This is a genomic window from Acidobacteriota bacterium (genome assembly GCA_026707545.1).
Taxonomy (GTDB): Bacteria; Acidobacteriota; Thermoanaerobaculia; order Multivoradales; family Multivoraceae; genus Multivorans.
This window is the reverse complement of sequence record JAPOWR010000002.1, coordinates 179,076-205,041: the sequence shown is the minus strand read 5'-3', so window position 1 is coordinate 205,041 and position 25,966 is coordinate 179,076. Positions and strand designations below refer to the sequence as shown.

Sequence of the window (25,966 nt, the reverse complement as noted above, 5' to 3'; positions counted from 1 at the left end):
GAAGCGACCGACCTAGCTGACCACGCGCAGCGCTTGACGCTGCGTGCAGCACCGGGTTGATTCCCGGTTCAAGGCCTGGCGCGCAGACGTGGTGATGGACTGTCTCTATGGCCCGCTCGGCGCGAGCCGCACAAGGGCGCGAACACTAGCAGAAACCCGAGAGCCGGGGCAACTCAGTTTTCGCCGTCGCTGAGCACCTGCGGCATCGTGCGGATGAACTCCTCCGGGTAGTCGTAGTTGTACAGATCGTCGGCCACCAGATCCGGCGTCGGGTAGGTCACGTCCTCGATATGGAAGTCGTGGTAGTAGTCCATGCCGGTTCCGGCCGGGATCACCCGACCGACGATCACGTTCTCCTTCAGGCCGCGGAGGTGATCCACCTTGCCGCTGATCGCGGCTTCGGTGAGCACCCGGGTCGTCTCCTGGAAGCTGGCTGCCGAGATGAAGCTCTCCGTCGAGAGTGACGCCTTGGTGATGCCCAGCAACAGGGGCCGGCCGATGGCGGGAGTGCCTCCAGCCGCCGTGACCCGCTCGTTCTCCTCCTTGAACCGCCATCGGTCGACCTGCTCGTCGATCAGGAAGTCCGTGTCGCCGACTTCCTCGATCTTCACCGAGCGCATCATCTGACGGACGATCACTTCAATGTGCTTGTCGTTGATCGCCACGCTCTGCGAGCGGTAGACCTCCTGGATCTTGTCCACGAGGTAGCGCTGGAGTTCCTTCTCACCCTTGACCTGGAGGATGTCGTGCGGGTTGATGTTCATCGCCTCGCCGATCAGCGGGTCGCCCGCCGTGACGTACTCGCCGTCCTGCACGTTGACGTGGATGTGACGAGGAATCTGGTAGCTCAGGCTCTCGCCGGCTTCGTTCTCGACCGTGATCTCGCGGTTGCCCTTGACGATCTCCTTGCCGAGGCGGACGGTGCCGTCGATCTCCGTGATCACGGCCGGCTCGCGCGGGCTCCGGGCCTCGAACAGCTCCTGAACGCGCGGCAGACCGCCGGTGATGTCCTTGGTCTTCGTCGTCTCGCGCGGGATCTTGGCCAGCGTGTCGCCGGGATGGACATCGTCGCCGTCGTTGACCCAGAGGTGGGAACCGCTGGGCAGCAGGTACCGCTTGTCCTCCGCGCCGACCACGACGACTGCCGGAGCCCGCTTCTCGTTCTGGGAAGCCTCGACGATGATGCGGCTTGCTCGGCCGGTGACCTTGTCTGTCTCCTCGCGGACGTTCTCGCCCTCCACGATGTCGTGGAACTCGACCCGGCCCGCGACCTCGGAGAGGATGGCGGAGGTGAAGGGATCCCACTCGACCAGGTCGGTGCCCGGCTCGACCTCCTGGTTCTCGTGCACCAGCAGGTGGGAACCGTAGGTCAGCGGGTGGCGCTCCAGCTCGCGCCCGGCCTCGTCCACCAGGACGAGCTTACCGTTCCGGTTGACCACGACGAGATCGCCCTCGCGGCTGTCGACCGTGGCGACGTTGATGAACTTGACCCAACCGATGTTCCTCGACGCGTGCCGGGACTGCTCCGAAACCCGGCTGGCGGTGCCGCCGAAGTGGAAGGTGCGCATGGTCAACTGGGTTCCCGGCTCACCGATCGACTGAGCCGCGATGACACCGACCGCCTCACCGAGGTCGACGGCGCGGCCGGTCGCCAGGTTCCGTCCGTAGCATGACGCGCAGACGCCGCGGCGCGTCTCGCAGGTCAGGACGGAGCGGATGCGAACCCGCTCGATACCCGCGGCCTGGATGCCGTTCGCCATCTTCTCGGTGATCGAGTCCCCGACCGTCAGGAGCTGGTCGCCGGTCATCGGGTCGAAGATGTCCTCCTGGCTGACCCGCCCGACCAGCCGGTCCCGCAGCGGCTCCAGGATGTCGCCGCCCTCCATGATCGCGCCGACGACGATGCCGTCGATCGTTCCGCAATCATGCTCGGTGACGATCACGTCCTGGGCCACGTCGACGAGCCGGCGCGTCAGGTAGCCGGAATCGGCCGTCTTGAGCGCCGTGTCGGCCAGACCCTTGCGGGCGCCGTGCGTGGAGATGAAGTACTGCAACACGCTCAACCCTTCGCGGAAGTTCGCATGGATCGGCGTCTCGATGACCTCGCCCGAGGGCTTGGACATCAGCCCTCGCATACCCGCCAACTGCCGCACCTGCTCGCGGGAACCCCGCGCGCCTGAATCCGCCATCAGGTTGATCGGGTTGAACTCGCCGCGCTCGGCTTCCACCTTCTTCATCTCGCGGAACATCTCGGCAGAGACGTTCTCGGTGACGCGGTGCCAGATGTCGATGATCTTGTTCTTGCGCTCACCGGCGGTGATCACGCCGGCGCTGCGCTGCTTCTCGATCTCGAGGACCTCGCCGCGCGCCTCCTCGATCAGTTGCTCCTTCGCCTCCGGCACGACCATGTCATCTACGCCGAAGGAGATTCCGGCCCGTGTGGCGTACTGGAAGGTGATCTCCTTGATCTCGTCGAGCATCCTGACCGCCAGGTCGCTGCCGTGTCGGATGTAGCAGTAGCCCACCAGATCCTGTAGACCGCGCTTGCGCAGCAGACCGTTGATGAACGGCAGTTCGTTCGGGAGATGCTCGTTCAGGATGACGCGGCCGACGGTGGTCTCAACCACTTCGCCGTCGAGATCCTGAACCTCGGCGTGCACGATGTCCTGGCTGTCGTGCTGGACGTCCAGGTCCACGTAGTTGCCGAACAGCCGCAGCCGGATCGGCGTCTGGGTTTCGACAAGGCCGGTCTCGAGCGCGAAGAAGACCTCGTCCGTGCTGGCGAAGGTCCGACCCTCGCCCTTTGCGCCCTGGCGCGGCATGGTCAGGTAGTAGCCGCCCAGCACGAGATCCTGGCTGGGCACGGCCAGTGGCCGACCGTGCGCCGGGCTGAGGATGTTGTTCGAAGCCTGCATCAGCACGTGGCTTTCGATCTGGGCCTTGGGCGACAGCGGCACGTGGACCGCCATCTGGTCCCCGTCGAAGTCCGCGTTGAAAGCGGCGCAGACCAGCGGATGGATCTGGATCGCCTTGCCCTCGATCAGCACTGGCTGAAACGCCTGGATGCCGAGTCGGTGCAGGGTGGGCGCCCGGTTCAGCAGCACCGGATGATCACGGATGACCTCGTCCAGCGCATCCCAGACGACCTCCTCCTCCCGCTCGACCATTTCCTTGGCCGCCTTGATCGTGCCGACGTACTCACGCTCCTCGAGCCAGCTGTAGATGAACGGCTTGAACAGCTCGAGCGCCATCTTCTTCGGCAGACCGCACTCGTTCAGCCTCAGATCGGGGCCAACCACGATCACCGAACGCCCCGAGTAGTCGACGCGCTTGCCCAGCAGGTTCTGGCGGAACCGCCCCTGCTTGCCCTTCAGGGTGTCGGAGAGCGACTTGAGCGGGCGGTTGTTCGAACCCTTCAGGACCCGGCCGCGCCGGCCGTTGTCGAACAGGGCGTCCACCGCCTCCTGGAGCATGCGCTTCTCGTTGCGGACGATGACCTCGGGCGCTCGCAGTTCGAGCAGCTTCTTCAACCGGTTGTTCCGGTTGATGACCCGGCGATACAGATCGTTCAGGTCGCTGGTCGCGAACCGGCCGCCGTCGAGCGGCACCAGGGGCCGCAACTCCGGCGGAATCACCGGGATCACGTCCAGGATCATCCACTCCGGCCGGTGACCGCTGCGCCGGAAGGCGTTGACCACCTTCAGCCGCTTCGCCGCCTTCAGGCGGCGGATCTGGCTCGTGTCGGTGCGCATCACGATCCGGAGTTCCTCGGCCAGCTCATCGATGTCGATCCGGGCCAGAAGTTCCTTGATCGCCTCGGCGCCCATCCGCGCATCGAAGCCATCCGGGCCGAACTCGTCCCGCAGTTCGCGGTAGCGCTCCTCGGAGACCAGCTCGTTCTCTTCGAGATCGGCGTCACCGGGATCGATGACGACGTAGCTCTCGAAGTACAGGATGCGCTCCAGGTTGCGCAGCGAGAGGTCGAGCAGGTGACCGATGCGGCTGGGCAGGCCTTTGAAGAACCAGACGTGGCTTGCCGGACTGGCGAGCTCGATGTGGCCCATCCGCTCGCGGCGCACACGGGAGCGCGTGACCTCGACGCCGCACTTGTCGCATACGACGCCGCGGTGCTTCATCCGCTTGTACTTGCCGCACAGACATTCCCAGTCCGTCATCGGCCCGAAGATCTTGGCGCAGAACAGGCCGTCCCGCTCCGGCTTGAAGGTCCGGTAGTTGATCGTCTCGGCCTTGGTGACTTCGCCGTAGCTCCAGGACCGGATCTTCTCCGGCGAAGCCAGCGCGATCTTGATCGCGTTGAAGTCCCTGACCGACTGCGTCTTCTCGAAACTCGAAAGTGGTTGCACCAGGCGACCTCCCCTAGACCTTCATCAACTCGACGTCCAGACACAGACTCTGCAACTCGCGCACCAGCACGTTGAACGACTCCGGCAGTCCGGGGTCCTCAGGCACGTCGCTCTTGACCAGAGCTTCGTAGGCCCGGCTCCGACCCTCGACATCGTCGCTCTTGACGGTCAACAGCTCCTGCAGCGTGTAGGCGGCGCCGTATGCCTGCAGTGCCCACACCTCCATCTCGCCGAAACGCTGGCCGCCGAACTGGGCCTTGCCGCCCAGCGGCTGCTGGGTGATCAGCGAGTACGGACCGATCGACCGTGCGTGGATCTTGTCGTCGACCAGGTGAGACAGCTTCAGCATGTAGATGTAGCCGACCGTGACCTTCTGCTCGAAGGGCTCGCCGGTGACCCCGTCGTGGAGGGTGGTCTTACCCGAAGTCGGAAGTCCCGCCTCGGTCAGCAGTTCCTTGAGCCGCGACTCCCGGATGCCGTCGAAGACCGGTGTCGCGAACTTGATCCCGAGCGATCGCCCCGCCCATCCCAGGTGGGTCTCGAGAATCTGGCCGACGTTCATCCGGCTCGGCACGCCGAGCGGATTCAGCACGATCTCGACCGGTGTGCCGTCCGGCAGATACGGCATGTCCTCCTCGGGCAGAATGCGCGAAATGACGCCCTTGTTGCCGTGGCGGCCGGCCATCTTGTCGCCCACCTGCAGCTTGCGCTTCATCGCCACGAAGACCTTGACCAGCTTGATCACGCCCGGAGGGAGCTCGTCGCCCTTCTGCAGCAGCTTGATCTTCTCTTCGTTGACGCGGTGCATGACCTCGATATGGGAGTCGGTGCGCTCGTAGATCACGCCCACTTCCTTCAGCAGGTCTTCCTGCTCCAGCGGCAGGGCCAGGATTTCCTGTCGCGTCAACTGCTCGAGATGCCGGTACTTGATGGCCTCCTTCGCCTTCAGGAGCCGCTTGCCCTCCCGGTCCTGCACCTGGGCGGTCGGCTTCAGACCTACCAGAAGATCGGCGATCTTCTTGTTCCGCTCCTCGTGCATGATCCGCGCCTGATCACGGATGTTCTTCTCCAGCCGGCTGACTTCCTGCTCCTCGATTTCCAGTGCCCGCTCGTCCTTGTCGACTCCCTTGCGGGAGAAGATCTTCACTTCGACGACCGTGCCGTCGATTCCCGGAGGCGCCTTGAGGCTGGCGTCGCGAACGTCTCCGGCCTTCTCGCCGAAGATGGCCCGCAGCAGCTTCTCCTCCGGTGTGAGCTGGGTTTCGCCCTTCGGCGTGACCTTGCCCACCAGGATGTCACCGGCCTTGACCGAAGCGCCGATGCGAATGATGCCGCTGTCGTCGAGATCGGCGAGCGCCGCCTCGGCGACATTGGGAATGTCGCGCGTGATCTCCTCGGGCCCCAGCTTGGTGTCCCGCGCCTCGATCTCGAACTCTTCGATGTGAATCGAGGTGTAGGAGTCGTCGCGCACCAGGCGCTCCGAGACCAGAATCGCGTCCTCGAAGTTGTAGCCGCGCCACGGCATGAAGGCGACGAGCACGTTCCGGCCCAACGCCAGCTCACCCAACTCGGTGGAAGCTCCGTCGGCCAGGACCTCGCCACGCACCACACGCTGACCCTCGCGGACGACCGGCTTCTGGTGCACGCAGGTGTTCTGGTTCGACCGGCGGAACTTGGTCAACTGGTAGATGTCGGCCCCGAACTCGCGCGCCGCACCCGTTTCCGGATCCGCGCCCTCTACCCGGACGATCACCCGATCCGCGTCCACCGAGTCGACGACCCCGGCCCGCTGGCAGAGCACCACCGCACCCGAGTTGCGGGCCACGATCCCCTCGAGACCCGTGCCGACGATCGGCGAATCGGAGCGCAGCAGAGGCACCGCCTGCCGCTGCATGTTCGACCCCATCAGGGCCCGGTTCGCGTCGTCGTTCTCCAGGAACGGAATCAGCGCCGCGGCCACGCTGACGAGCTGCTTCGGACTGATGTCCATGTAGTCGACCCGTTCGCGATCGACCGTGACGAAGTCCCCCCGGGCACGCGCCACCGGACGTTCGTTCTCGAGGAAGCCCCGGTCGTCGATCTTGGCGTTTGCCTGGGCGATGATGTACTTCTCCTCCTCCCAGGCGGTCAGGTAGAAGGCGTGCGGCTCGGCCTGCACCTGCCGCTTCTTGTTCCGCTTGAGGCGCCGGTTCTCCGCCGCCAGATCGTCGCCGGCGACGATCTGGCCCAGGGCGAACGTCCCGTCGCCCGGCTTGATCACCTTGAAGTGGTCGATGACCCGGCCGCCCTCCACCTTCTTGTACGGACTCTGGATGAAGCCGTAGTCGTTGATCCGCGCATAGGTCGCGAGCGAGGAGATCAGGCCGATGTTCGGTCCCTCCGGGGTCTCGATCGGGCAGATGCGGCCATAGTGCGAAGCGTGGACGTCTCTCACTTCGAAGCCCGCGCGCTCCCGAGACAGGCCGCCCGGACCTAGTGCCGACAGCCGCCGCTTGTGGGTGACCTCGGACAACGGGTTCGTCTGGTCCATGAACTGGGAGAGCTGCGACGAACCGAAGAACTCCTTGATCGCCGCGATCACCGGCTTCGAGTTGATCAGGTCGTGCGGCATCGCCGAGTCGATGTCCTGATGCACGGACATCTTCTCCTTGATCGCCCTCTCCATGCGCACAAGACCGATCCGGAACTGGTTCTCGAGCAGCTCGCCAACCGCGCGCACGCGGCGGTTCCCGAGGTTGTCGATGTCGTCGACGCGGCCGACGTCCTTCTGCAGCTGCAGGAGGTACTCGATCACCCGGTAGAAGTCCTCGGCCGAGAGAGTCTTCCGGTCGACCGGCACCTGGGTCTCGAGCTTGATGTTGAACTTGAACCGGCCGACGCGCGAGAAGTCGTAGCGCTTGGAGTCGAAGAACATGCCGTAGAACAGTGAACGCGCACTCTCGTGCGTCGGCGGGTCGCCGGGACGCATCCGCCGGTAGATCTCGATCTGCGCCTCCTTCGTGTCCCTGGTCGTGTCCTTGGCCAGGGTGTTCGAAATCGTCGCGCCGCAGAGTTCCCAATCCGGGAAAAAGACCTCCAGCTCGCTGTGGTTGCGTCCGTCAAGCCGCTCGTCGAGATCCTCCGGAATCGGCTCGTTGGCCTCCAGCAGCACTTCGCCCGTGTCCTCGTCGATCACGTCGGCGATCAGGAAGGCGCGCTCCAGTTCCTGTGGACCGACCTCGGCTTCGATGTTGTCGCCTGCGTCCAGACGCTCGATCGCGGTTTCGTCCAGGGTCAGACCGGCGAAGACGCTGTAGCGATGCCGGATACCCCGGCTGGAGCGGTCGCGCAGTCGCTCACGCTCGAGCACTTCCGGGCCGATACCCAGACGGTAGACGCCGCCTCCCACCAGCGAAAGGGGCATCGCCGTGTAGAACTGCCGCAGGATCAGCTCGTTCGTCTCCAGGCCGAGGGCACGCAGGAACACGGTGCCGTAGAACTTCCGCTTGCGATCGATCCGGACCGACAGGATGTCCTTCTGGTCGTACTCGAACTCGACCCAGGAGCCCCGGTAGGGGATGATCTTCGCCAGGTAGACCCGCTTGTCGCGGGTGAAGAACACGCCCGGGCTGCGGTGGAGCTGGCTGACGATCACCCGCTCGGTCCCGTTGATGATGAAGGTGCCGGTGTCGGTCATCAGCGGGATCTCGCCGAAGTAGACCTCCTCTTCCTTCGCATCGCGCATCATCCGCGTTCCCGTCTCCGGGTCCTTGTCGTAGACGAAGAGACGGAACGTGACCTTGAGTGGCACCGCGTAGGTCATGCCGCGTTCCCGGCACTCGGCGATCGAGTACTTGTGCTGCAGTTCCACGGGTCCGCCGCAGGTGTCGCACTTGGTCACCCGGTTCGCGTTCACCGCGCCGCAGCTCGGGCAGCCGACGCTGTCCTCGAGCGGGTGGTCGGTCACGATCTTCTCGCCGCAGTTCGTGCAGGACATCCGCAGATACTCGAGTCCCTTCAGCTCGCCGCAGCGGCAGTGCCAGTCACCGATGGAGTAGCTGACGAAGTCGAGCGAGCAGGTCTCCCGGAAGTCCCAGAACGGGAAGATGCCCGTGAAGACGGCCTGCAGGCCGTGATTGGCCCGCTCCTCGGGCAACTGGTCCATCTGCAGGAACCGGTCGTAGGAACGGCGCTGAACGCCGATCAGGTTCGGAATCGCCAGGGTCGTCTCGATGGTCGAGAAGTCCATCCGACCGTTGCCGTTGCCGTTGCTGTGGTCCGTCATGCTTCGATCTCTCCTACTTCAGGTCCTCTGCGCGAGCCGGGAGCAAGGAAGGTGCTGTAGCCTGGGCGACAGGCTGGAGGGGTCCGCCGCGCGGCGGCGGAGCGTACGGGGAACGTAAGAGCGCTGGAGCGTCGTGGCAACCACACGAATGCCACCCCGGCGCCGGGAGCCGGGTCGAGGTTGGCCGACGTGATTCTACGCCGACCCACGGGAAGATCGCCAGCCGGAATGGCTATTTGACCTCGGCCTGGCCGCCGGCCTCCTCGATCTTCGACTTGACCTCGTCGGCCTCGTCCTTCGAGACACCCTCCTTGACGGCGACCGGCGCCGACTCGACCAGGTCCTTGGCCTCCTTCAAACCGAGGCTCGTGACTTCGCGCACGACCTTGATCACGGCGATCTTCTTGTCGCCGAACGACGTCAACTGCACGTCGAACTCGGTCTGTTCCTCGGCCTCTTCGGCCTCGCCGCCGCCCGCGGCCGCGGCCACGGGAACTGCCGCCGCCGCCGCCGACACGCCGTAGTGCTCCTCGAGCTCCTTGACCAGCGTGTTGAGCTCCAGCACGGTCATCTCGTCGATCTGCTTGATCAGATCCGCTGCTGCTACTGCCATTTCCTTGGATCCCCTTCCTCATGAGCGGCACCGTCCGGCACCGCGGTTCCAAACATCGTTAACGCGGGCCGCTGTCAGCCCTCTTCCTTCTGTCTTGCAACTTCGTTCAGGGTGCGCAGGAACTGTGGCGTCACGTCGCCCAACCCCCGCACGAACCGCGCAATCGGCGACTGGAGCAGGAACAGGAGCTTCGCCACCAGAACCTCCCGGCTCGGCAGGTTCGCGATCTCCTGGATCGCATCGGCCGAAACGGCCTGGCCGTCCACGAGGCCGGCCTTGAACTCGAGCACCGGTACGTCCTTCGCGAACTCGGTCAGCGTCCTGGCCAACCCCACCGGATCGTCCTCGCTGTAGGCGATCGCGGTCGGTCCGGCCAGATGCTCCGACAGAGCGTCAAGGTCGCTGTCTTCGAACGCGAGCTTGGCGATCCGGTTCTTGATCACCGAGTAGCTGCCGCCGGCTGTGCGCACGCGGCGCCGCAGATCGTCGACCTGCCCTACCGTGATTCCGGAGAAACCAACCAGGAAGGCATGCGGCACACCGGCCAGGTCGCTCTGGTAGCTGGCCAGAAGCTCGGCCTTCGTTTCCCGTGTCAGTGCCATTTCGACTCCTCCAGACCTTCGCGCGCGCTACGGCGCTTCCACCGCGGAGGCTTCGGCCACATCGACGCGCACGCCAGGGCCCATGGTTGAACTCAGGTTGACCGAGCGCACGTACGTGCCCTTGGCGGCGCTGGGCCGCGCCCGAACCACCTCGGCCAGGAAGGCCGTGGCGTTCTCCTTTAGCCGCTCCTTGTCGAACGAGACCTTTCCCAGGGGCGCGTGGACAACCCCGGCCTTGTCGACGCGGAAGTTGACCTTGCCCGCCTTGATCTCCTCGATCGCTTTCGCCACGTCCATCGTGACGGTGCCGGTCTTCGGGTTGGGCATCAGGCCGCGGGGACCAAGGATGCGACCCAGCCGGCCGGCGACCCGCATCATGTCCGGCGTCGCGACCACCGCGTCGAAGTCCAGCCAGCCGCCCTGGATTCGCGCCGCCAGCTCTTCGCCCCCGACCTCGTCGGCACCGGCGGCCTCAGCCTCCTGGAGCTTCTCGCCGGAAGCGAACACCAGCACCCGAACGGTTCGGCCGGTGCCGTGCGGCAGCACGACGGTGCCGCGCACCATCTGATCGGCGTGCCTGGGGTTCACTCCCAGACGAATCGCGATCTCAACCGTCTCGTCGAACTTCGCGAAGCTGCCGTTCTTGACCTGCTCCAGGGCCTCGTCGAGCCCGTGCGGACGGTCATCTATGCCGGCCTTCGCCTCCCTGTACTTCCTGCCTGCCTTCGCCACGCGCTGTCTCCTTGCCCTCTGGTTCCCTGAAGCCTGTGTTCCTCGACCCTCAGGCCCGATCAGGCCTCGACCTCCAAACCCATCGACCGGGCGGTGCCGGCGATGATCCGGCACGCGCCATCGAGGTCGACCGCGTTCAGGTCGGGCATCTTGGTTCGTGCGATCTCCTCGACCTGGGCGCGTGTCACCACGCCCACCTTCTCGCGGTTGGGCTCGGCAGATCCCTTGTCCACGGCGGCGGCTATGCGCAGCAGCACGGCGGCCGGCGGCGTCTTCGTGATGAACGAGTAGCTCCGGTCCGCGTAGACCGTGATCACGACCGGGATGATCAACCCCCCATCGCCCTGCGTCCTGGCGTTGAACGCCTTGCAGAAGTCCATGATGTTCAGGCCGGCCTGCCCCAGGGCGGGACCGACCGGAGGCGCGGGCGTCGCCGCGCCGGCGGGGATCTGCAACTTGATCTGCCCGACCACTCTCTTTCCCGTCGTTCTCTTTGCCATCGTTCCCTACCTGGCTTCCGCCTGAAAGCGGTCCCCTGTTTTCTCTTCGCCTGGAGTCGGACCCGATCCTCAGGTCTTCTGCACCTGAAGAAACTCGAGTTCGACCGGCGTCTGGCGGCCGAAGATCGTGACCATCACCTTCAACGTGCTCCGGTCCAGGTTGATCTCTTCCACGGTGCCGGTGAAGTTGTTGAAGGGCCCGTCGACGATCTTGACCAGCTCGCCCTTCTCGAACAGGTACTTCGGCTTCGGCTTCTCCTTCGCCGTGACCACCTTCTCGATGATCGCGTCGACTTCGCCCTGATCGAGAGGCGTCGGCTCCTTCCCGGTACCGACGAATCCGGTCACCTTCGGAGTGTTCTTGACCACGTGCCACGCCTCGTCCGAAATCTTCAGCCGTCCGTCGCCGCGGCGCTGGCACTCGATCTCGACGAGGATGTAGCCAGGGAAGAACTTGCGCTGCGTCTCCCGCTTCTTACCGCCCTTGAGTTCGACGATCGTCTCGGTCGGGATGCGCACTTCGCCGAAGGCCTCGCCAAGACCGTGGGCCTCGGCGCGCTGCCGCAAGGTCTCCCGGACACGCTCCTCGTAGCCCGAGTAGGTATGGACGATGTACCACTGCCGCTGCGGCGCGGAGGCGTCCTCGCCGCCGTCCGCCGCGGTGTCGACGCCGCTCACGGCTGCCGTTTCGACTTCGCTCATCGCTTTCTCCTCTCGCCGCTCATGCCACCGGTCGCAGGAAAGCGTCAATAAGGCCCTGGTAGAGACGCTGGATGACGAGATCGGCGATCCACAGGAAGATGGCGAAGATCACACTCGTCACCAGCACGACGCCGGTCGTGCCCACGACCTCCTCCCGCGAAGGAAACGTGACCTTCTTCATCTCCGTGCGCACCTCGCCAAGGAACGCCCCGAGCCTGCCGACTGCCGCCATCTATCTCACCCTGCCCCTTTCGGTGGCAGGCCAGGAGGGTCTCGAACCCCCAACCTTCGGTTTTGGAGACCGATGCTCTACCAATTGAGCTACTGGCCTGAGTCCTCGAGTCCAGTCAAAGAAACCAATCTCCTACTCGACGATGTCGGTGACGGTGCCGGCGCCGACCGTACGGCCGCCCTCGCGAATGGCGAAGCGCACGCCCTTCTCCATCGCGATCGGAGCGATCAGCTCCACGTCCAGCGCCACGTTGTCGCCCGGCATCACCATCTCCGTGCCCGCCGGCAGGTTCGCCACACCCGTCACGTCCGTCGTCCGGAAGTAGAACTGAGGACGGTAACCGTCGAAGAACGGCGTGTGACGACCGCCCTCGTCCTTGTTCAACACGTACACCTCGCCCTTGAACTTCGTGTGAGGAGTGATCGACTTCGGCACCGCAAGCACCTGACCACGCTCCACCTCGTCCTTCTTCGTGCCACGAAGCAACACGCCGATGTTGTCCCCGGCCTCGCCAGAGTCCAGCAGCTTCCGGAACATCTCCACGCCCGTCACCACCGTCGACTTCGTCTCCCGAATGCCCACGATCTCCACCGTGTCGCCGACCGTCACCCGGCCGCGCTCCACGCGCCCCGTCACCACCGTGCCGCGACCAGAAATCGTGAAAATGTCCTCGATCGGCATCAGAAAGTCCTGGTCCACCGCGCGCTCGGGAGTCGGTATGTACGAATCCACAGCCTCCAGAAGCTCCACCACCTTCGAACCCCACTCGCTGCCCGGTTCCCCGCTCTCCAGCGCCTCCAGCGCCGAACCGCGAATGATCGGAATCTCGTCGCCAGGAAACTCGAACGACGACAACAGGTCCTGAAGCTCCAGCTCCACCAGGTCCAACAGCTCCTCGTCGTCCACCATGTCGCACTTGTTCATGAACACCACGATGTACGGCACGCCAACCTGACGAGCCAGCAGCACGTGCTCGCGCGTCTGGGGCATCGGACCGTCTGCCGCCGACACCACCAGGATCGCACCGTCCATCTGGGCGGCGCCCGTGATCATGTTCTTCACGTAGTCCGCGTGACCAGGACAGTCCACGTGAGCGTAGTGACGGTTCTCCGTCTCGTACTCCACGTGAGCCGTCGCGATCGTGATCCCGCGCTCCCGCTCCTCAGGGGCCTTGTCGATCTCGTCGAACGGCACGTACTCCGCACCTCCGGCCTTCGCCAGAATGTTCGTGATCGCTGCCGTCAGCGTCGTCTTGCCGTGATCCACGTGACCGATCGTCCCCACGTTCACGTGCGGCTTCGTACGCTCGAACTTCTCCTTCGCCATGACACTCGTTGCCTCTCCCGCTTCAGCGGATCAACTGTTTCGTGCTTTGTCGTTTGACGCCCGTCTGGAGCCCACGACCGGATTTGAACCGGTGACCCCTTCCTTACCAAGGAAGTGCTCTACCCCTGAGCCACGTGGGCAGCCGTCTCAGGATTCCCCATCTCCAAGTCTCTGAACCGTGTTCCGGGACACCCTCATCTCCCCTAGCCAAGGCGACCCTCGACACGCAATGGGACCCGCCCCCGGAGCCAAGCTCCGCGGTGCATCGCGGGGAAGGGGCGGAGTCTAGCCGCTTCTGCGGCAGCCGTAAACCCCCCTAGAGTGCCTGGTGGCGCACGACCTCCCCATCGACCAGGAAGACGACATCCTCCGCGATGTTTGTCGCCAGATCGGCCATCCGCTCGAGGTAGCGCGAGATGGACAGGAACTGGATGCTGGTGCCGGCGCTCTCGGGCCGTTCCTCGATCATCGCCCGAACCACGCCGTACATCGCCTCGTGGCTGCGGTCGACGACCTCATCCTCCGCGATCACCGAACGGGCGAGTTCCGTGTCACCGTTCACGACCGCGTCCAGGGCCGCCCGCAGCATCTTCGGGATGCGCTCGGCCATCGTCCAGATCTCCCGAGGAACCTCGACCGGCTCCGCCACGGCGAGGCTCTCCGCCCTTTCGGCGAGGTTCCGGGCCAGATCGCCGGCGCGTTCCAGGTCGTTGTTCACCTTGAGGTAGGTCACGACCATTCGCAGGTCCGAGGCCACCGGCGAGTGCAGGGCCAGGATCTTGAGGCACTCCTCTTCGACCTCGATCTCCCGGGCGTCAATGACACGGTCCTGCCGCTGGACCTCGTGGGCCAGATCGACGCTCCGCTGCCGAAGCGCCTGCAACGACTTGGCGATCATCTCCTCGACCATCGCCGCCACCTCGAGGAGCGACCGCGTCACTTCGTCCAGGTCTCGCTGCAGATGGATTCCCAAACCCTTGATCCTCCCCGAGAATGTCGCGTAGCCGTGTGAAGAAGGCGTGAAGCCGCCTCTTCATTCTGCCGCAGGCAACCAGAGGCGGAAGGTCGATCCCTGGTCCCGTTCGCTCTCGACCTCCACTCCCCCTCCGTGGCGTCTGGCGACATTCTTGACGATCGCCAGGCCCAGGCCGGTACCGCCGAGTTCCCTGGAGCGGGCGCGGTCGACCCGGTAGAAGCGCTCGAAGATCCGGTCCAGGTGTTCGCTGGCGATGCCCGGTCCCTCGTCTTCGACCTCGAGCACCGCCCGCCCGTTCTGCGCCTGCAGGCGCACGATCACACGACCGCCTGCCGAGGAGTACTTGACCGCGTTGTCGACCAGATTCGACAGGGCCTGCCGGATCGCCTCCTCTTCACCCAGGACCTCCACGGCCGCCTCCGGGAACTCGGCGACCAGTTCGAGACCGCGCTCTTCGCTCGCCGGAGCGAGCAGATTCAACACTTCGCCGGCCGCTGACCGTAGATCGAGGATCTTCTCCGGAGGCTCGGTCGAGGACTCGATCCGCGACAGCGTGAGCAGATCGGAAACCAGCGCGCTCAGACGGTTGCTCTGCCGGCGGATCTTGCGCAGGAAGCGGCCGCGTGTCGGGCCATCGATCGGATCGGCCTCCAGCAGGGTTTCCACGTAGCCGTGAATCGCGGTAAGCGGCGTCTTCAGCTCGTGCGAGACGTTCGACACGAAGTCCCGCCGCACGCTCTCCAGCCGCTCCAGCTCCGTGATGTCGTGGATCACGGCCACCGCCCCTTCGACCACTTCGTCGTCCCGGCGGGACGAGACCAGGGGAGACGCGTTCAACTCGAACCTGCCCGGGCCGTCCACCTGACCGGCAAACCGCGCCAGGGTGAAGGTGCGACTCACCTGCCGGCGCCCTTCCATCGCCTCGATCAGGGCACCCGAGATTTCCGGCTGGCGCGACAGTTCGTAGATCGGACGTCCAACCGCCGACTCCGGCGCCGGGCGTCTGAACCACTTCGCGGCCACCGCGTTCAGATGCAGCACGCGCCGGTCGAGGTCAATCGCCACCACTCCCTCGACCATGCCGCCGAGAACCGCCGTCAACTGGTTGCGCTCCACCCTGAGCTGTTCGACCTGTTCCACGAAGCGCGCTTCGTTCTCCTCGAGACAGTCCTCCAGACGAGCGAACTCGTCGCCGCGGCCGACGTCTCGCGGCGGCACGTGCGAACCCAACGCCGCGGCCTTGACCAGAAGCCTCCGCGCCCGCCCCGCCAACCGTCTGGCGGCAAGACCCACACCAACGGCTCCGAGAAAGGCCAGCGCCCCGACGAGGACCGCGTGAACCCGGTCCGAGGCAACCGCGCCACCAAGCAACAGGCCCGAAGCCAGTAGCGCGATCCCGCCGAGAAAGAGGCGCCAGAAGAGAGGTGAGCCAACCATGGAACTCCCCGGCGGCCGGCAACCGGCCGCGCCGGGTATCCACAACCTACACCTCCTGGTCCTCTTCGGTGCGGAAGCAGTAGCCGATGCCGCGTACCGTCTCGATCAGCCCGCGGTGCGATCCGAGTTTCTTGCGCACGGCGCGGACATGAACATCGATGTTCCGGTCGATGACGACCGCCCGGTCGCCGATCGCCCGATCCAGGAGTTGGCCACGGGTGAAGACGCGGCCCGGATGCGAGGCCAGGAAGTGGAGGAGGCGGAACTCGGTGGGCGTGAACTCCAACCGCCGGCCATCGACCTTGATCCGGTGCTTGACCGGGTTGATCGCGAGCGGGCCCCGAACGACCTTGCGCTCTGGGTCGCGCTCTCGCACGCGGCCGCGCCGGAGCACCGCCCGCACCCGCGCGACCAGCTCGCGCGGACTGAACGGTTTGTGAATGTAGTCGTCCGCGCCGAGCCCGAGGCCCAGCACCACGTCGCTTTCCTCGCCGCGCGCCGTCACCATGATGATCGGCAGATCACGGGTCGAGTCGACGGAACGAAGGCGCCGGCAGACATCCAGACCGTCCAGTCCCGGCAGCAGCAGGTCGAGCAGCACGATGTCCGGATTCTCGCGTCCTATCGCCGACAGGCCGCTGCGACCGCTGGTCGCGGTCACGACCTCGAAGCCCTCGCGCCGGAGGTTGTACTCGATCAACTCGAGGATGTCCGGTTCGTCCTCGATGACGACGACCTTGGTGGCACTCATGGAATGTCCGGGGCCTTCAGCACGGTTCGACCTGCGCCTAGCGCCCCAAAACCCCTCGCAGGCTCGGTGTTTCGGCCCATCCCGTCCTCGCCTAGGAGCTTGCGCCACGAACTCACACGTAGCGTTCTGCGGCGCAAGCTCCTAGGCTGGCCAGACTTTCGTGAACGGGCGATAAGGCTCATCTTCACGGACTCTTCACGCCTTGCTATGAACGTAGCAAACGCGAACGGCCGCCGGGCTGGCCGCTGTCGCCAAGACCACCGGGACCCATACCGACCCTGCGAGGAGTGCGCATGTTCCGTTCCCTGGCTCCTGCTGCGCTGGTTCTGGTCAGCGCGGCCACGACAACACAGGCCGAAGAGGGAGCCTTCGACATCTCCGTCGGCGGGCGAGTCCACGTCGAGGCCAGCACCTCCTCTCCCGACCCGGCCCTGGAAGAACGGTTCGAGTTCGAGGACGGCGTCGACTGGCGGCGCGCCCGCGTCGTGCTGAACGGCGAGTTTCTCGACCGGTTCACCTTCAAGATCGAGCACGACTTCGCGAGCGGCGACATCGTGCCCACGGACGTCTTCATCGAGGCCACGGCCACCGACGGCGCGGCCACCCTTCGCGCGGGTCACTTCAAGGAGCCGTTCAGCCTCTCGATCCAGCAGTCGTCGAACAACCACTCCTTCATCGCGCGCCCGGCCGCGGTCACCGCCCTGGCGCCGGGCCGCAACCTCGGCTTCATGGTGCACGATCGACTTGTTGGCGACCGCGTCGCCTGGGCGGTGGGCGCCTTCCGCGACAGCGATGGCTACGACATACGCCCCGGGGCGGACTGGAGCCTGAGTGGACGCCTCACCGGCCTCGCGCTGGACGGAGACGAAGGAAGCGATCTCCTGCTCCATCTCGGCGTGGCCGTCTCACACCGTCAGCCCACCGCGGACGCCGTGCGTCTGCGCGGCCGCGCCGGCGTCAGGCTCGCGCCGCGCACGGTGAACACTGGATGGCTGCCCGCCGACGGCATGCGGCTGATTGGCGCCGAGTTCGTGCTTGCCCGAAGTTCGTTCTGGCTCCAGGGCGAGCTGATGTCCGCCCAGGTGGACCTGCTGGCGGATGGCCGGAGCGCCCGGTTCGACGCCCAGTACGTCGAGGCGGGCTGGTTCCTCACCGGAGAAAGAAAGCCCTACAGCCGCAGCTCCCGCACCTTCACCCGTCTGCGGCCGAAAGCGCCCGTGCCCGAAGGCAGGGGCGCCTGGGAACTCGCCGCGCGCTGGGACCGTATTGATCTGAGCGGCGGTTCCGTTCTCGGCGGAAGCCAGCAGAGCCTCTCCGTGGCCCTCAACTGGTACCTCCGCGACAACCTGCGGGTGCTCGCGAACTACGTGTCGACCGACCCGGCCGGCGCCGGATCGGTCGAGCACGTCGGCCTGTTCATGCACTTCGACTTCTGAGGCGCGGCACTGGCGCCACACCGGCGGACCGTGCGGGACCTGTCTTCGGTGCCTACGAACCCAGGTGCTCGGCGAGAAACGTCGCGTAGCGCTCCGACGCCTCGATCCGGTTCACCCGGTTGCGGAAGCCGTGGCCCTCGTCCGGGAACAGGACGTACTCGACCGGAACGCCGTTGGCGCGCACCGCCTCCACCAGCTCGTCGCTCTCCACCTGGAGCACCCGGGGGTCGTTCGCGCCCTGGACGACGAGCAGCGGCTTGACGACGTTCGAGGCATGGAAGAGCGGTGAGATGCGCTCCAGGCGCTCGCGCTCGGTCGCCGGATCGCCCAGCTCGCCCAGCAGGGCCACCTTCTGCGCCTGCCACCAGGGCGGCGTGCTCTCGAGTGTCCGGATCCAGTTCGTCACCCCGAAGATGTTGACGCCGACGTCGAAGACCTCCGGCTCGAAGGCCAGCGCGGCCGCCACCATGTAGCCGCCATAGCTGCCGCCGATGATGCCTACGCGCGAACCGTCCACCCAGTCCTGGGACTCGAGCCAGGTGCGGGCCCACACGCAGTCCTGCAGGTCGACCTCGCCGTGCTTCCTGTCGTCCATGTGGAAGAAGGTCTTGCCGTAACCCGACGAACCACGGTTGTTCACGCCCAGGACGACGTAGCCCTGGTTCACCAGGTGCTGGATGTCGGCGCGGTAGGTGCGCCGGGTCTGGCCGCCCGGTCCGCCGTGCACCCAGACCATCGCCGGCGCCGGGTTGTCGGCCGACGCCCCGTGCGGCCGCCACAGGATGGCCGGGATCTCCAGCCCGTCGAAGCTCGGGTACCGAATCACCTCGGTGGTCACGAGATCGTCCGGGTTGATCTCGGGGTTCAGGCTTTGCGTCAGCCGAAGCGCCTCGCCGCCCTGCTCCAGGTCGTAGACGTAGAGATCCGACGGCGACTGGTCGCTGCTCAGGTAGAACGCCATCAGCCGGTCGCTGGCTGAGAAGCCGACCTGCGCGATGTCGCCGGCGGGAAGATCCGGAAGCTCGACCGGGGCGCCCGTCTTCGTGTCGAACACCTCGACCGCCGTCGAAGCGTCCTCGTTGATCGCCGAGACGCGGTACCGCCCCGTATCGGAGAAGGACACGCCGAAGACATCCCAGTCGGCGGCGAGCACGAGCTCACGCGAGCCGCCGGCGAGGTCGTAGGACCACACCTGGCGGAACTCGCCGTGCTCGTTCGTTCCGTAGTAGAGATGCGCGCTGTCGGGCGTGAAGCCGCCCGAGGAGTGCTCGACCTCGCCCTCGTGCTCTGTCACGTGCACCAGGTGACCCGCCATCAGGTCGTAGGCGTAGACGTCGCTGTCGTAGTTGCTGGTCAGCTTGTCGAGCGCCAGCCAGCGGCCGTCGTCGCTGACGTCACCGAGGCTGAACGTGCCGTCGTTCTCGAACACGAGCTCGCGCTCGAAGTCCCAGCTTCCCGGCGGCGGCACGCTGTAGCGGTAGAGGTCCATCGCGAAGGGCGTGCGCTCGTTCGTCTGAACGAAGAACGCCCCGCCATCGCTCCGCCAGCCGGCGAACGAGGCGCGTACGTTGGCTCCCGGCGTCAGGTCCACTGCGCCTTCGGGGACGTCCCCGGCGCCGTCGGACCCCACGTACAGGTGGTTCAACTCGTTGCCGCCTTCGTCGCCGGTGTAGAGGAAGCGGTCATCGTTCGGGAAGTAGCTCTGTGCGAACACCGGCCCCGCGCTGTCGGTCAGTTGCCTCGGCTCACCGCCCGCGACCGGCAGGCTGTAGACGGCCCAGACGCCGGTCATGTCGCTCGAGATCAGCAGACGGCTCTCGTCGGCCGAGAACGAGGCGCCGCCGTAGGATGTCGTGTTATGGAACGCGGCGGCGCTGTAGACCGCCGGCTGGCGCGGGGGCGCCTCGCTGCCGGCGGCGCAGCCGAGGACGGCGAACGCGACGAGCGTTGCAGGCAAGGGCAGGGAGAGCCGGCACCGCATAAGGGGCCCACGGACCGCAGGGCGAGCGAGAGATGTCATGACGAAGCCTCCTGGAGGGGCGGTTCGGGTTGGAGCGGCCGGTCTCAAGGAGGCGCGTCGTGCAGCCAACCGGCCTGTTCGAGGATCGAGATCGCGGCAAGATCGACCAGCTTCTCGCCGGCGCCGACCTCGACGATCGTAGCTTCCCTGCCACCGTAGCCGCCCTGGGCGGCGGCCGCGATGGTCGGGAAGTAGGCGAGTTCGCCGTTCGTGTAGCCGGCGAAGAAGACATGGGGCACCTGGGCCTCGGCCCGCAGCCGGAGCTGGTGCTCGACGAAGAACTCGCCCGGGAACGTGGCCAGGGCGAACTGACTCGCGCCGCGCGTACCGAGGACCACGGTGTTCACTTCGGCCTCCCGTTCGCGCGGGAAGCGCGCGCGGTACCTCCGAAGCGACGCCTCCAGACCGTGGCGCCGGAAACCCTCCTCGACCACCGGGGAGTCAAGGTCCCAGCGTGGATCGAGCGTCACCAGGTGGCGCTTCACCGACAGGGTCGCCGGATCGTGAAACGCCTCCGCCGCGGCCAGGTCGGCGCGGATGCGGAGGACTTCCTGCCCCAGCCGCTCCCCCGCCATCCGGACCTGCTCGAAGCCGCCTTCCGCGGGCGGCGTCTTGTCCCAGAACGGGTTGATGTCGCCGGCGGCGCCTTGCAGGAGCATCGGCACGCCGCCTCCGCGCTCGGCGACGAGAGCCGCCATCGCGCCCGGATAGTCGGCCGAGACGAGCATGTTCTCGGGCCCGAGGATGACCGGGTGAACGGCGAAGTTGACCACCGTGGCGATCGCTTCACCGTCGGCGCCGTCGACCGCCAGCACGCCGACGGACTCGTCGAGCGGCCCGGTCGGCAGGCGCTCGCGGTTGCGCCAGAACATCTCGACGCTGCCGTCCGGAAGAACCCGGCGCCGGTTGTGCCCCTCGCTCGCCCGGCCCCAGCCGACCGCGACACCGGCGGGGCGGAGAGCGGCGTGGGCTTCAAGGATGACGCCGGCGATCCTCCGCTCCAGATCCTCGATCCACGGGCTCCCGGCGCTCGGGAAGTCCTCCTCGAACAGCGGCGCGGAGTGCGTGTGGGACGCGTTCAGCAGGACGTGGTCGAAGCCGGCGGCATCCAGGACCGCCTGCCGTATCGGCAAGGTGTTCTCCTTGCGGATCGAGCCGAGATCGAGCGTCACGAGCGCGACGGTCTCACCGTCCGCCTCGAGCACGAGCGCCCGCGCGTAGAGCGGGTCGTGAACTCCCTGCGACCGGTTCGTTCCGCGCGCGCCGTAGCCGTAAAGCAGGGAGCCGGCCGGCGGCGTGATCTCGACCGCGGCGGCGCCGGCGTGCAGTTGCGCCGCTATGGGCGGCGGATTCACGCAACCTGCTCCAAGAGCAGCAAGACTCACCGCCGCGAGAAACGCCTGCGACCCCAGTGCCGGGATTCCGCTAGTTCTCGCCACCGTTGATCGTGCCCCACGGCACCCGGCCCAGCGGATCGCGCAGGATGCGCCGCGCCACGACCATCCGATGCACCTCGTCCGGGCCGTCGTAGAGCCGCGCATAGCGCGCCTCGCGGTACATCTTCTCGAGCGGCGTGTCGCCCGTCACTCCCAAGGCACCGTGGACCTGGATCGCGCGGTCGATCACGTTGTGCAGCATACGCGCGCCCCAGAACTTGATCAGCGAAATCTCGACCCGGGCCTGTTCGCCCCGGTCCATCGCCTCCGCCGCGTCCAGGGTCATCAGCCGGGCGGCCTGGATCTCGGCCGCCGACTCGGCGACGTAGCGCTGGATCTCACCCTTCTCCGACAGGTAGGAGCCGTGCGCCCAGCGCGACTTGGCGCGGTCGCACATCAGCTCGAAGGCCCGCTGGGCCTGACCGAGCCACCTCATGCAGTGGAAGATCCGCCCCGGGCCCAAGCGCCTCTGGGCGATGACGAAACCCTCGCCGCGGCCGCCGAGCAGGTTGTCCTTCGGCACCCGGACGTCGTTGTAGCGCACCTCGCAGTGCTGGCCGGACGTGGTGCCCATCGTCGGCACCGCCCGCACGATCTCGTAGCCGGGCGTGTCCGTCGGCACGATGATCGATGAGAACTTGCGGTGCCCCTGGGCCTCCGGCTCGGTCAGCGCGAAGCAGGTCGTGAACGCGGCCCGGCTGGCGCCGCTGGTGAACCACTTGTGCCCGTTGATCACCCAGTCGTCGCCGTCGAGCACGGCCCGGGTCTGCATCAGGGTCGGATCGGAGCCCGCCACCTCCGGCTCGGTGAGGCCAACCGACGGGTAGATGTCGCCCGCCACCAGCGGCTTGAGCCAACGCTCCCTCTGCTCGTCGCTGGCGTACAAGTGGAGCATGATCGAGTCCTGCATCGACGCGGAGCCGACGGCGATCTGCCCGTAGTGCGACCGGCCGATGATCTCGTTGAGGTAGACGAAGGGCATGAGCGGCAGCCCGCCGCCGCCGATCTCGGCCGGATGGCCCAGCGCCCAAAGGCCCCGCTGCTTGGCCAGCGCCTTGAGCTCGGCCAACCGGCCGCGCGTGCGGTCCTCTCCCGACTCCGACTCCAGCTCCGGCTCGGCCGGAATCACCTCACCGTCGATGAACTCCCGCATCCGCTCGCGGAGTTCGACCACCTCGTCCGTCAGACCGTACCTGCCCATGCCTTGTCTCCTTCGACCGCTGTTCGGGAACAGCCGCCGATGATGCCACAGCGGCTGCGCTACGCGGCCTTTCGGGACACCACCCTGGTGCGGATGGGGCTGCTCAGGATCCCGACCTCCAGGCCGTCGGCCGGCAACTCGTCGGACTCAGGTTCCAGTCGCCACTTCCGAACCAGAGCGGCCAGTCCGGACACGAGGACGGCCATGGCCAGGGGCACGCCCCTGCAGCCCCTGGGCTCCAGGCCGAACGGCAAGTAGCCCCCCCGCGGGCATGCCTGTCCCTCCAGCCAGCGCTCAGGCCTGAACTCTTCGGCGTCCCGCCAGTAGTCGACCCGGCGGTGCATCACGTGCGTGACGACTTCGACCAGAGTGCCCCTCGGTATGAAGTAGCCGCCCAGCGACGTGTCCCGCACCGCCCTGCGGGGCACCAGTAGCGGGGCTGCAGGCTGAAGACGAAGCAGCTCGTTGAAGACGGCCTCGGCGTAGGGGAGCCGCTCGAGGTCCTCAGCACGCAGCGGCCGGTCGCCGGCGACGCGATCCACTTCCTCCTCGAGCCGCGCCCGAACCCCCGGATTGCCGCTCAGGTAGTGCGGAATGTAGGCCATCGCATGGACCGCCGGATCCCAGGCGCCGACGAAGGCCGCGTACGCCTCGTCGCGAATCTCCGAGTCACTGCTGAATGACCAGTCCGACTCTCCCCGCTCCGTCGCCTGGACAAAGTGCGCGATCAGGCTCGTTTCCCGGCTGTCGGGATCCCTGGCCTTCCGGATCGAGTCGTACACGGCCGCATCGAGCGGTCTGATCGCCTTGCGCGCCTTCAGATCGTGCGGCAGGGGCAGTTTCCTGATCAGCCTGTATCCGGGCATGGCGAACACGATGAAACTGAGCTTGGCCGCTCTCATCATGGCCAGACCCGGCCCCGGGCCCAGTTCACGCCCGGCGCCGAGCATCGAAGTCGTCAGCGCGTTCCATGTGTAGCGCTCGACCTCGGCCCGGAAGTCGACGGTGCTTCCCTCCGTGAGCTCCTCGGCGAAGGACGACGCCTCCAAGACGGCGATCCGCCTGAACGCCGCCGTCCGCTCGGGGGTGAACGCGGTGACCGTGAGGTCCGTGAGGCGTCGGTGCTCGTCGCCGAACGGCGTCCTGGCCAGGCAGGGGGACTGAATGACCTCGAAGGCGAAAGCCGGAGTGTCCTTCTGGAACAACTCGGGTTTCCGCACCAAGTCCTCGGCGATATCCGGGTCGAAGACCGCGCAGTGCCCACCGTTGGGCACTTCGAAGTAGACGATGTCGCCCCAGTGTTCGTGAAGCCAGTGGAAGAAACCGGTGTAGTCGGCCGCCAGCCGGCGCATCGTCTGGAGCTTCTTCCGTGGCGGGCCCGGCGGAAGCTGAGGCCGCATGTCGTTCATGGGCAGAGTGTAACGGTGCACAGGGCATAGACTCCGGCCCAGAGTGAAGTACCCCCCCGGGCCGAAAGGTCGCCGGCTCCACAACCTCCGGCAGCGAACGGAGAACTTCGGCGCGTTCGCGGACGAACTCCGTCGCGATTACGGAGAGGTCGTCTCCTTCGAGCTTCCCTTCATGAAGTGCTGCGTCGTCTTCGACGCCGAACTCGTTCGCGAGGTCCTGGTCACACAGCAGCAGTACTTCCGACCCTGGTTCCCGGGCGATCTGTCGGACGACTGGAAGTACGGCTCGATCTCGCTGCACCAGGGCGAGGAGCACCGGCGAAGAGCCGAGTTCATGACATCGGTCTTCGCCGGCGACTCCGAGGGCGCCTACGCGGAGGTCATCGCCGAACAGGCGACGATCCTGAGAGAACGACTCGCTGCCGGCCAGGGCGTCGACCTCGTCAAGGAGTTCGAACGCTTCGCCTGGGACGCGATCGTCGAGATCGTGCTCGGCCGCGGCGTCGAGCTGCCCCGTCAACTGGGAGAGGACACGCTCACGCTCCAGAAGACGTACCTGCTGCTGGACATCCTGCCCGGGCCGAGACTGTTCAAGTCCCTGCCGCTGCCGGTCCTCCGACGAGGCAGGAAGAGCGTCGGGCTCGTCGACGCCGCGATCTACGGCGCCATGCGGAGAGCCCGTGACTCCGGCTACTCCGGCAGGGACGTCGTCGCGCAGTACGTGCGGGCCCTGGACCTCGAGGGCGCCGCGGGTGGTCTGGACTCCGATCAGGCGATCCGGGACGAGCTGATCATCCTGCTGACTGGCTTCATCGACGCGCCGACCAGCGCCCTCACCTTCGGCGTCCACTACCTGGCCAGGAATCCCGACGTCCGTCTGAAGGTGGAGCGGGAGGCGGACGCGGTCCTGAACGGCGGCAGCGTCCAGCCCGCCGACTTCGACCGGCTGCCGTACACCGGCGCCGTCCTCGACGAAGTGCTCCGGATCGATCCTCCGACCGCCGTCATGCTGCCCAAGGAGGCAACCGAGGATCGCGTGCTGGGCGGCTACCTGATTCCCAGGGGCACGCTCGTTCACGTGGCGATGAGGGCTCTGCACCACGGATCCGAGCACTGGGATCGGCCGTCGGACTTCCGGCCGGAGCGCTGGCTCGAGGAATCGCCGCCACACTGCCCGGCCCATGCCTACATACCGTTCGGGCTGGGCCCCCACTTCTGCCAGGGAATGGACATCGCCCGCCGAATCTTCGTGTTCGGTATGGCGTCTCTGGTCAACCGGCTCCGGCTGGAGCCCCGGTCCACCGATCCACCGAACCGGAACGACACGGCCGTCGGCGTCGTCGGGCCGTGGACGGCGGACGTTCACGAGAGGCAGGACTCGAGCCGCCTCCAAGCAGGGGAGCAACATGCCTGATTCAAATGCAGGTTCGGGGCAGCCGGACCCGGGGATCGAGGTCGGAGACTCGAAGCCGATCCTCGTGGCGAGAGAGATCGACACCTGGAACGCCGACCAGGAAACCGTGTTCGCGACGCTCGCCCACGGCGGCCGCCACGGGGAGGCGATTCCCGAGATGCTGAGCGTGGAGTTCGTTTCCGACAATAAAATGGGAGTCGGCGCGCAGTTCCGGGAGATCCGGGACTGGACCCCGATCCAGGTGGCGTTCGCGAAGTTCGCCAAGCTGCACCAGAACGTCGTCACGTGCATCGAGTACGAGCCCCACCGGCGAGTCCGGTACATGTCCAACGGCGCCGGAGCGCGCTGGCATTCGATCTACACCCTCACCCCGGTGGGCGAAGGCCGGACGCAGGTGGAGATCCGACTGGAGATCCGTCCCAAGAACCTGCTCGGCAAGTGGCTGCCCCAGTTGATGAAGGCCCCCGTCCAGGAAAGCACCAAGGCCGACTTCGAGGCGCTCAAGGCTCGCATCGAAGGCGCCGATAGCTGAGCGCCAGGCGCCGGAATCG

The 25,966-nt window shown here is 66.4% G+C and carries 19 protein-coding genes and 2 tRNA genes; 3 read left to right on the top strand and 18 right to left on the bottom strand.

Annotation, left to right across the window (positions count from 1 at the left end; genetic code table 11):
* Positions 1-173 precede the first annotated feature (173 nt).
* The 14 genes from rpoC to OXG83_12975 form a co-directional block, all read right to left on the bottom strand.
* Positions 174-4,364 (bottom strand): DNA-directed RNA polymerase subunit beta', encoded by a 4,191-nt coding sequence (gene rpoC, locus OXG83_13040; protein ID MCY3965953.1) that lies wholly within the window; start codon positions 4,362-4,364, stop codon positions 174-176.
* A 13-nt stretch (positions 4,365-4,377) separates the two neighbouring features.
* Positions 4,378-8,628, bottom strand: coding sequence for a DNA-directed RNA polymerase subunit beta (gene rpoB / locus OXG83_13035; protein ID MCY3965952.1), 4,251 nt, complete (start codon positions 8,626-8,628; stop codon positions 4,378-4,380).
* Between the two features lie 232 nt (positions 8,629-8,860).
* Positions 8,861-9,241 (bottom strand): 50S ribosomal protein L7/L12, encoded by a 381-nt coding sequence (gene rplL, locus OXG83_13030; GenBank protein MCY3965951.1) that lies wholly within the window; start codon positions 9,239-9,241, stop codon positions 8,861-8,863.
* 74 nt (positions 9,242-9,315) lie between these two features.
* Positions 9,316-9,843 (bottom strand): 50S ribosomal protein L10, encoded by a 528-nt coding sequence (gene rplJ, locus OXG83_13025; protein ID MCY3965950.1) that lies wholly within the window; start codon positions 9,841-9,843, stop codon positions 9,316-9,318.
* A gap of 27 nt (positions 9,844-9,870) precedes the next feature.
* Positions 9,871-10,575, bottom strand: coding sequence for a 50S ribosomal protein L1 (gene rplA / locus OXG83_13020; protein MCY3965949.1), 705 nt, complete (start codon positions 10,573-10,575; stop codon positions 9,871-9,873).
* Positions 10,576-10,634: 59 nt separating this feature from the next.
* Positions 10,635-11,075: a 50S ribosomal protein L11 gene (gene rplK / locus OXG83_13015; GenBank protein MCY3965948.1), complete on the bottom strand. Its 441-nt coding sequence runs from the start codon at positions 11,073-11,075 to the stop codon at positions 10,635-10,637.
* Positions 11,076-11,144: 69 nt separating this feature from the next.
* Positions 11,145-11,777 (bottom strand): transcription termination/antitermination protein NusG, encoded by a 633-nt coding sequence (gene nusG, locus OXG83_13010; protein ID MCY3965947.1) that lies wholly within the window; start codon positions 11,775-11,777, stop codon positions 11,145-11,147.
* A 19-nt stretch (positions 11,778-11,796) separates the two neighbouring features.
* Entirely contained in the window at positions 11,797-12,009 is a 213-nt protein-coding gene (secE, locus tag OXG83_13005; GenBank protein ID MCY3965946.1) for a preprotein translocase subunit SecE, read from the bottom strand.
* 23 nt (positions 12,010-12,032) lie between these two features.
* Positions 12,033-12,108: transfer RNA gene (locus OXG83_13000), tRNA-Trp, on the bottom strand.
* 33 nt (positions 12,109-12,141) lie between these two features.
* A complete protein-coding gene (tuf, locus tag OXG83_12995; GenBank protein MCY3965945.1) occupies positions 12,142-13,335 on the bottom strand; it encodes an elongation factor Tu in 1,194 nt (397 codons plus the stop codon).
* Between the two features lie 65 nt (positions 13,336-13,400).
* Positions 13,401-13,475, bottom strand: a tRNA-Thr gene (locus OXG83_12990).
* A 176-nt stretch (positions 13,476-13,651) separates the two neighbouring features.
* Positions 13,652-14,308, bottom strand: a complete 657-nt coding sequence (phoU, locus tag OXG83_12985; GenBank protein ID MCY3965944.1) for a phosphate signaling complex protein PhoU — start codon at positions 14,306-14,308, stop codon at positions 13,652-13,654.
* Between the two features lie 60 nt (positions 14,309-14,368).
* Complete coding sequence (locus tag OXG83_12980) at positions 14,369-15,748, bottom strand: ATP-binding protein (protein ID MCY3965943.1); 1,380 nt, start codon at positions 15,746-15,748, stop codon at positions 14,369-14,371.
* Between the two features lie 46 nt (positions 15,749-15,794).
* Positions 15,795-16,499, bottom strand: coding sequence for a response regulator (locus OXG83_12975; GenBank protein ID MCY3965942.1), 705 nt, complete (start codon positions 16,497-16,499; stop codon positions 15,795-15,797).
* Positions 16,500-16,792: 293 nt separating this feature from the next.
* On the opposite strand from OXG83_12975, the gene OXG83_12970 reads away from it, so the two are divergent.
* Positions 16,793-17,935: a porin gene (locus tag OXG83_12970; GenBank protein ID MCY3965941.1), complete on the top strand. Its 1,143-nt coding sequence runs from the start codon at positions 16,793-16,795 to the stop codon at positions 17,933-17,935.
* Between the two features lie 52 nt (positions 17,936-17,987).
* On the opposite strand, the gene OXG83_12965 is transcribed toward OXG83_12970, so the two are convergent.
* The 4 genes from OXG83_12965 to OXG83_12950 all read right to left on the bottom strand — a co-directional run bounded on the left by OXG83_12965 (position 17,988) and on the right by OXG83_12950 (position 24,001).
* Positions 17,988-19,892 (bottom strand): S9 family peptidase, encoded by a 1,905-nt coding sequence (locus OXG83_12965; GenBank protein ID MCY3965940.1) that lies wholly within the window; start codon positions 19,890-19,892, stop codon positions 17,988-17,990.
* 107 nt (positions 19,893-19,999) lie between these two features.
* Entirely contained in the window at positions 20,000-21,310 is a 1,311-nt protein-coding gene (locus OXG83_12960) for a neutral/alkaline non-lysosomal ceramidase N-terminal domain-containing protein (GenBank protein ID MCY3965939.1), read from the bottom strand.
* A gap of 70 nt (positions 21,311-21,380) precedes the next feature.
* A complete protein-coding gene (locus OXG83_12955) occupies positions 21,381-22,592 on the bottom strand; it encodes an acyl-CoA dehydrogenase family protein (protein MCY3965938.1) in 1,212 nt (403 codons plus the stop codon).
* Positions 22,593-22,651: 59 nt separating this feature from the next.
* Positions 22,652-24,001, bottom strand: a complete 1,350-nt coding sequence (locus OXG83_12950) for a cytochrome P450 (protein ID MCY3965937.1) — start codon at positions 23,999-24,001, stop codon at positions 22,652-22,654.
* 43 nt (positions 24,002-24,044) lie between these two features.
* Here OXG83_12950 and OXG83_12945 point away from each other — a divergent pair, with 43 nt between their 5' ends.
* Positions 24,045-25,415 carry a cytochrome P450 gene (locus tag OXG83_12945; protein MCY3965936.1) on the top strand — a complete coding sequence of 457 codons (1,371 nt, stop codon included), beginning with the start codon at positions 24,045-24,047 and terminating at the stop codon, positions 25,413-25,415.
* A complete protein-coding gene (locus OXG83_12940) occupies positions 25,408-25,947 on the top strand; it encodes an SRPBCC family protein (GenBank protein ID MCY3965935.1) in 540 nt (179 codons plus the stop codon). The genes OXG83_12945 and OXG83_12940 overlap by 8 nt, the downstream gene beginning before the upstream one ends.
* The last annotated feature ends 19 nt before the right edge of the window (positions 25,948-25,966 follow it).

Excerpts from the sequence above, each read along its gene's own strand:
- rpoB (MCY3965952.1), bottom strand. The coding sequence starts at position 8,628 with ATGACGGACCACAGCAACGGCAACGGCAACGGTCGGATGGACTTCTCG.
- rplL (MCY3965951.1), bottom strand. The coding sequence starts at position 9,241 with ATGGCAGTAGCAGCAGCGGATCTGATCAAGCAGATCGACGAGATGACC.
- rplJ (MCY3965950.1), bottom strand. The coding sequence starts at position 9,843 with ATGGCACTGACACGGGAAACGAAGGCCGAGCTTCTGGCCAGCTACCAG.
- rplK (MCY3965948.1), bottom strand. The coding sequence starts at position 11,075 with ATGGCAAAGAGAACGACGGGAAAGAGAGTGGTCGGGCAGATCAAGTTG.
- nusG (MCY3965947.1), bottom strand. The coding sequence starts at position 11,777 with ATGAGCGAAGTCGAAACGGCAGCCGTGAGCGGCGTCGACACCGCGGCG.
- secE (MCY3965946.1), bottom strand. The coding sequence starts at position 12,009 with ATGGCGGCAGTCGGCAGGCTCGGGGCGTTCCTTGGCGAGGTGCGCACG.
- tuf (MCY3965945.1), bottom strand. The coding sequence starts at position 13,335 with ATGGCGAAGGAGAAGTTCGAGCGTACGAAGCCGCACGTGAACGTGGGG.
- OXG83_12980 (MCY3965943.1), bottom strand. The coding sequence starts at position 15,748 with ATGGTTGGCTCACCTCTCTTCTGGCGCCTCTTTCTCGGCGGGATCGCG.
- OXG83_12975 (MCY3965942.1), bottom strand. The coding sequence starts at position 16,499 with ATGAGTGCCACCAAGGTCGTCGTCATCGAGGACGAACCGGACATCCTC.
- OXG83_12970 (MCY3965941.1), top strand. The coding sequence starts at position 16,793 with ATGTTCCGTTCCCTGGCTCCTGCTGCGCTGGTTCTGGTCAGCGCGGCC.
- OXG83_12955 (MCY3965938.1), bottom strand. The coding sequence starts at position 22,592 with ATGGGCAGGTACGGTCTGACGGACGAGGTGGTCGAACTCCGCGAGCGG.
- OXG83_12950 (MCY3965937.1), bottom strand. The coding sequence starts at position 24,001 with ATGAACGACATGCGGCCTCAGCTTCCGCCGGGCCCGCCACGGAAGAAG.
- OXG83_12940 (MCY3965935.1), top strand. The coding sequence starts at position 25,408 with ATGCCTGATTCAAATGCAGGTTCGGGGCAGCCGGACCCGGGGATCGAG.